At 67.2% G+C, this 6,636-nt stretch carries 5 protein-coding genes; 4 read left to right on the top strand and 1 reads right to left on the bottom strand.

Annotated features, from left to right (window positions below; translation table 11 throughout):
* Nucleotides 1–44 precede the first annotated feature (44 nt).
* On the top strand, nucleotides 45–2,741 hold the full coding sequence (locus ABYB95_RS14335) for a LuxR C-terminal-related transcriptional regulator (protein ID WP_372659244.1): 2,697 nt from the start codon (nucleotides 45–47) through the stop codon (nucleotides 2,739–2,741).
* Between the two features lie 147 nt (nucleotides 2,742–2,888).
* Here ABYB95_RS14335 and ABYB95_RS14330 read toward each other — a convergent pair whose 3' ends face one another.
* Complete coding sequence (locus tag ABYB95_RS14330; protein ID WP_372659243.1) at nucleotides 2,889–3,635, bottom strand: tyrosine-protein phosphatase; 747 nt, start codon at nucleotides 3,633–3,635, stop codon at nucleotides 2,889–2,891.
* 206 nt (nucleotides 3,636–3,841) lie between these two features.
* On the opposite strand from ABYB95_RS14330, the gene dctP reads away from it, so the two are divergent.
* The 3 genes from dctP to ABYB95_RS14315 all read left to right on the top strand — a co-directional run.
* Complete coding sequence (dctP, locus tag ABYB95_RS14325; RefSeq protein ID WP_372659242.1) at nucleotides 3,842–4,939, top strand: TRAP transporter substrate-binding protein DctP; 1,098 nt, start codon at nucleotides 3,842–3,844, stop codon at nucleotides 4,937–4,939.
* Between the two features lie 133 nt (nucleotides 4,940–5,072).
* A complete protein-coding gene (locus tag ABYB95_RS14320) occupies nucleotides 5,073–6,383 on the top strand; it encodes a TRAP transporter large permease (protein WP_372659241.1) in 1,311 nt (436 codons plus the stop codon).
* A gap of 13 nt (nucleotides 6,384–6,396) precedes the next feature.
* Nucleotides 6,397–6,636: hypothetical protein (locus ABYB95_RS14315; protein ID WP_372659240.1), on the top strand; the 240-nt coding region annotated here is incomplete at its 3' end.

Raw genomic sequence — 6,636 nt, 5'->3', positions numbered from 1 at the left:
CATGGCGCGTGGCAACATCGGCAGGGTCTGGAGACCGTGATCGCATGAACCCCACCGAGAGCAGCCCAAGCCTGCCCAGGCTGGAGCCTGGCAGCATCGAGCGCAGCCGCTTGCTGGCGCGCCTGGCCGAGGCGCGCCACAAGACCTGTGTGCTGATCCTGGGGCCGGCGGGTTGCGGCAAGACCACGCTGGCGCTGCAGTGGCGGGCCCAGGCACTGGGTTATGGGCACGGCTTTGCCTGGATGACGGTGCTGCCCGGCGACGACGCGCAAGCCTTGCTGGACGCGCTGTTCGCCGCGCTCGACCGGGTCGACCCGGACATCGCGCGCGAGGCCCGCTTCATCTACAACCGCGACAGCGAGCTGCGTTCGCCCGACCCGATCGCGATTGCCGTGTTGCGCGGGCTGATGCAGCGCACCAGCCCGCTGGTGTTGCTGATCGACGACTACCAGAACATCACCGATGCGCGCGCCCACGCCTTGTTGCAGATCTGGCTGGATTTCGCGCCGGCGCATTTCCACCTGGTGGTGGTGTCGCGCACCGTGCCGCCCTTGTCGCTGTCGCGCCTGCGCGACCAGGACGCGGTGATGGAGCTGGGTTTTGTCGATCTGCGTTTCGCCCTCGACGAGGTGCGGGCTTTTGTGCAGAGCCGGCACAGCGACCACCCGGAGCGCGATGCGCGGCGCCTGCACGACATCACCGACGGCTGGGTGGCGGGCCTGCAACTGGTGGCGCTGGACATCAAGCGCCAGCCCGAACGCCTGGGCCGCGCCGTGCCGGTGCAGAACCCGCACGATTTCACCGCCTATTTCAACCGCGAGGTGCTGTCGCAGTTGGAGCTCGGCGAGCTCGACGCGATGACGCGCCTGGCCGCCGCGCGCGGCTTCAACCAGGCGCTGGTCGCGGCCCTGGTGGGCGAAGAGGCCGGACCGGCCTTGCTGGAGCGCATGCGCCGCGAACACCTGTTTCTCATTCCGCTGGACGGCATGGAGCGCGCGGGCTGGTTCCGCTTCCACCCCCTGTTTCGCGACCTGCTGCTGGAGCGCTTTGCACGCCTGCCGCTGCCCGAGCAGCGCGCCACGCACGCCGTGCTCAGCCAATGGTTCGGGCGCTACAAACGTTTGCGCGAAGCGGTGCACCACGGCGTGGCCGGTGGCGATCTGGAGCAGGCCGCCGACTGGCTGGACCGTTGGGCGCGCGAGCTGTTTCTCAACGGTGAGTTGCAGCGATTGGTGCGTGCGGTCGCCGAACTGCCCCGGGGCATTTTGCGCGGGCGCGCTTCGCTGCTGCTGTGGCTGGGTTGGTCGCAGCTGTGTTACCGCCAGTTCACGGCCTGCCACGAAAGCCTGGCCGCGCTGCGCGAGCAAGCCCGCGAGACCGATGTGGAGGCGCAAGCCCACTGGTGTCTGCTGGCGTTCTCGCTGGCGCTGCAAGAAGACGACATTCCCGCCGCCCAGGCGCTCGTGCCCGCCATGCAGGCCATGCGCCCCAGCAGCGACGCCGTGCTTGTTGGCGGGCGGCGCAACCTGCTGAGCTGGCTCTACATCCACCTGGGCGACTTTGAGCAGGCGCGTGCGGTGCTGCAAGGCCCGGTGCCCAGCCGCGACGACGGATCGTCCTTGCTGGACTCGCCCTTTGGCGCACTGATGGGCCAGGCCCTGCGGGGCTTTACCCACTTGCACGAATCCGATATGCGGCGCGCCGAGCCGGTGCTGCGCGACGCGCTGGCCGAGGCCGAGCGGGCGCTCGGTCCCTATTGCGAACCGGCCTGCAACGCGGCGGGTTTTCTCAGTGCGGTGCTGTACGAGGTGAACGACCTGGCCGGACTGCACCAGTTGCTGGAGCCGCGCCTGGACACCATCGAACGGGTGGCCCTGCCCGATGCGATGATCACCGCCGCCGTGGTGCGCAGCCGCCTGCGCCGGTTGGAGGGCAACCCGATGGAGGCGCTGGAGGGCCTGGACCGGCTGGAGGAAGTGGCCCAGCGCCGGGGGCTCGACCGCGCCCTGGGCTTTGCCCTGATCGAGCGGGTGCGCACCGCCTTGCACATGGGCGACGCGGCGGCCGCGCGCCAGACGCTGCACACCTTGCAGGCCTTGGCGCGCCGCCATGCGGGGGAACAGGCGCCCGCCAGCCGTCGCGCGGTCGGACTGTCGGCGTTTGCCACGGCGCTGGTGCTCGCCGCCGAGCACGACGACCGCGGCGCGCTGGCCGCGCTGGAGCCGCTGTGCGGACCCGACGACCCGGCCGTGATGCGGCGCGACCGCTGCAGCGCGCACGGGCTGCGCGCCTTGCTCTGGGCGCGCGTGGGCCAGCACGAGCAGGCCATGGCCTTGCTTACCCGGGTGCTGCAAGATGCCCAGCGCCAAGGCATGGTGCGCAGCCTGCTGGATCTGGGCGACGGCTTCCTGGCGCTGGTGCAGCAATGGGTGCAACAGACGCCGGACGTGGACCCCGCGCTGGCTTTTTATGTGGAGCACCTGCAGGCCCAGGCCGGCCTGCACCGCCCCGAGGTGCAGCGCCTGGCAACACCGCTGCAGGAAGCCTTGAGCGAGCGCGAGCACGAAATCTTGCGGGCGCTGGCCAACGCGATGTCGAACAAACGCATCGCTCAGGCGCTGGGCGTGTCACCCGAAACGGTGAAGTGGCACTTGAAGAACGTGTACGCCAAGCTCGGCGTGTACGGACGCGACGATGCGGTGGCGCGCGCGCGCGACCTGGGCCTGGTCGGACAGATTTGACGCAGTTGGGCCGCGCAGGTCCCCATTGATCCGGCCCGGTGCAATCTTGAATTCCGTTCGGGCTGAGCCTGTCGAAGCCCTTCGACAAGCTCAGGGCGAACGGGCTATCAAGCTCAGCCCGAACGGTTCATATCTCACCGGGCCGGATCAATAGGCTTCCAGCAGGTGCTGGCGCAAGCGGTCCAGTTCTTCGGGCTGCAAGCCCAGGCCCGTTTCCAGGTATTGGGGCAGGCCGCCAAACGACTGTTCCACGCAGTCGAAGGCGGCTTGCAGAAACGCCGGTTGCACCTGCCACAGCACGTCCATCACCGATGCCGGTCCCGCGCCTTCCAGCGCTGGGCTGCGCCGGTAGAGCTGGTTCGTCAGCAGGTAATCGTGCACGATGGCTTCGTGCTCCACCCCCAACACCGACAGCAGCAGCGCAGCGGCAAAGCCGGTGCGGTCCTTGCCGGCGGTGCAATGGAACACCAGCGGCGTGGGGTGGGCCAGCAGGTGCTGAAAGAAGCGCCGGAAAACCGCCGTGTTGTCCAACACGAAACCCCGGTAGGTCTCGCACATCAGCGCCACGGCATCGCTCTGGCTGGGCGTGTGTCCGGCATCGAGCAGGGCCTGTATGCGCTGCACCACGGTGGGTTCGATGGACAACGCCAGCGTGCGCACGCCCGGCAGCGCATAGGGCCGCTCGGCACGTTCGGCCAGGCCCCGAAAGTCGATGCTGTGGGTGAGTCCCAGCGTTTGCAGGTGGGCCAGGTCGGCGGTGGACAGTGCGGCCAGGTGGTCCGAACGAAAGACCCGACCCGAGCGCACCCGGCGGCCTTGCGCACCGACGAGCCCGCCGAGGTCGCGGAAGTTGGTGGCGCTTTGCAGTTGCAATGGGCGTAGGGGCGTGGTCATGGGCAGTTGCGGTTCGGGTGAAACCATCCATTGTCGGCCCCATCGCGGGGCACGCTGTCGCTGGGTGGACGGCTGCGGGAATACCCTAGCCACCCGCTTCGGGTGGGGGTGGGGGTGGCCGGTGTGCCGGAACATGGCGGGGCGCCCAAGGCAACCCCGTCTGCCGACATGGCCGGGCGCCACAGAACCCAAAAATGGAGACAAACATGTTCAACCGCTTCTCACGCCGTGCCCGCATTTCCACCGCCGTTCTGGTGGCACTCGGTGCCTCCGTGGCCAGTCTGGCCCACGCCAAAGACCTCACCATTTCGGCCGGCATTCCCAAGGCGCATTTCTGGGTGGGCCAGCACATGGACCCATTTGCCACCGCCATGGAAGCGGCCACCCCGCTCAAGTTCAAGCGCTTCTACGCGGGCGAACTGGTGGCGGTGGGGCGTGAGCTCGACGCCCTCAAGGGCGGCACCATCGACGTGGCCGCGCCGCTGCTGGCGCCCTACCACGAAGGCCGGTTCGCGCTGTCCGATGTGACACAGCTGCCCACCATCGGCACCAACTCGGTCCTGGTGACCAAGGCGTTCCAGAAGTTGATGGACTCGACCGTGAAGATCAAGGGCGACAAGTCTTTTTACCAGTACGAAATCGCCGACAAAGGCATCCACGCCTGGCCCCTGGGTTCGACCGCCGCGTACGCGCTCTCGACCACCGGCAAGGTCTTGCAGTCGCCGGCCGACCTCAAAGGTCTGCCGCTGCGTGCCGGTTCGGCGCTGCACACCATCGTGCTGCAGCAGCTCGGCGCCACGCCCGTGACCATGCCGGCCTCGCAAGCGTATGAGGCCTTGTCGCGTGGCACCGTCAACGGCCTTGTGCTGTCGGTGGGCGACTGGAAGTCCTACTCGTTCCAGGACTTGCTGAAGTACACCGTGACCGGCGTTGCGCTGGGCCATTGGGAAAGTTACCTGGCCACCACCGATGCGGTGTGGAAAGACCTGTCCGCCGACGAACGCAAGAGCTGGGACCGCATCGCGCGCGAGACCGCGCTCAAGAATGCCGAAGGCATCGACAAGCAAGACGTGGAAGTGCGCCAGGCCAGCGAGAAGGCGGGCGGCCAGTTTGTGTCCATCGACGCGCTGTCGCCCGAGATGCGTGCCCACATCGCCAAGGCCTCGGCCAACACCTGGATCCAGTGGATCGAACAGACCGAGAAGAAGGGCCACCCGGGCAAGGCCACGGCCAAGCTGTGGGCTTCGCTGGTGCAGGGCGAAGGCGGCAAAGTGCCCGAGGGCGTGGCCGAGTACCTGAAGTAACGGCACAGCCCCCGAAGCGGCCTGGTGGCCGCTTCTCTTTCAAGGGGCGCGACCAGCGGCCCGGCAGAGCCGGTGCTGCGGTCGCCCTGGCCGGCGCATGCGCTGGCGTCCCTTTCCCGCTTTGGAGCAAGCCATGTCTCAAACCCTGATCCTGTGGGCCGTCGGCGCATGGTTCACGATCTTTCTGCTGCTCGGTCAGAACGTCTCGACCGTGCTGCTGGGCTCGGGCGTCGTCGGTGTCGCCATGTGGATGGGCACGCGCGTGTTCGACGGCATCATCGGCCCCGACATCTTCTACACCGCGTCGATTTATTCGCTCTCCATCATCCCGCTCTACCTGGTGATGGCGCAGTTGCTGCTGCGCGGCGGGGTGATCGTGGACCTGTTCCGGGTGGCGCACCGCTTGTCGGGCTACAAGCGGTTCCCGCTCGGCGTTGCCACCATCCTCACCGGTGGGCTGCTGGGTGCGGTCTGTGGTTCGGGCTCGGCGAGCGCCGCTGCGCTGGCCACATTGGCCGGCCCCGAGCTGGAGCGCGTGGGTTACACCCGCCGCTTCGCCATCGGGCTGGCGGCGGTGTCGGGCTCGCTCTCGGCGGTGATCCCGCCCAGTCTGATCGTCATCATCTACGGTTCCATCACCATGGTGCCGATCGGCCATTTGTTCATCGGACTGATCGGCCCTGGCCTGCTGTGCATGGTGGTCTACACCTTGTGCATCCGCTTCTTTGCCGAAGTGAAGCCCGGTGCCATCGATGGTCAGCAGCTGGACGCGAACGAAGACCCGGCGCTGTTTCGGCGCAGCGTGCACGCTTTTGCGTTTGTGGTGTTGCTGATGGCGGTGGTGTTTGGCGGCATCTATGGCGGCATCATCACCGTGGCCGAAGCCGGTGCCATTGGCGCCTTCACCGCGCTGATCGGCATGGTGGCGATGCGGCGCGTGGGTGTGCGTGACATTGCGCTGGCCATGAGCGATTCGGTCAAGGTCACCGGCATGTTGATGATGCTGGTGATCGGTGCCCAGATCGTGGCGCGCTTTCTGGCTTTTTCGCGCCTGCCGCGCGAACTGGTGGCCTTGATGGAGCCGATTCTCGACCAGCCCATGTTGCTCATCGTGATGATGATGGCGCTGTTCTTCCTGGCCGGGATGATCCTCGAGTCGGCGGCGGTCATCGTGCTGCTGGTGCCGATTCTGCTGCCCTTGCTGACCGCGGCCAAGATCGATTTGCTGTGGTTCGGCGTGATGGCGTCTTTCATGATCGCGCTGGGCCTGCTCACGCCGCCAGTGGGCCTGTCGGTCTACGCGGCGTCCAGTGCCGCGCGCTTTCCCGTGGCCGAGGTGTTCCGGCCCACGACCCTGTTCGCACTCACCGCTGGCGTGGTGGTCACCGCCGCCATGATGTGGTTCCCCGGCATCGTCACCTGGCTGCCCAGCCACATTGGTTGAAGAGAGGCACAACATGCACTTCTGGAAAACACTGGGACGCATCGAGGGCGGCATGGCCTCCATCGGTGCCGGTCTGTGCCTGCTGGCCATGATCATCAGCACGGTGATCAGCGTGGTCGGGCGCTACATCTTGCAGCAAGACATCCTGCCCGGCGCCTACAACCTGATCGAGCGCGTGGCGTTCCCGCTGATCGTGTTCTGGGCCATGCCGCTGGCACACCGGGAAGGCAGTTTTCCGCGCTTCGACATGCTG

The organism is Hydrogenophaga sp. (assembly GCF_041633695.1).
In the GTDB taxonomy this organism is placed as follows: Bacteria; Pseudomonadota; Gammaproteobacteria; order Burkholderiales; family Burkholderiaceae_C; genus Hydrogenophaga.
Note: the sequence above shows the minus strand (reverse complement) of the source record. Positions and strands in the feature narration are given on the sequence as shown.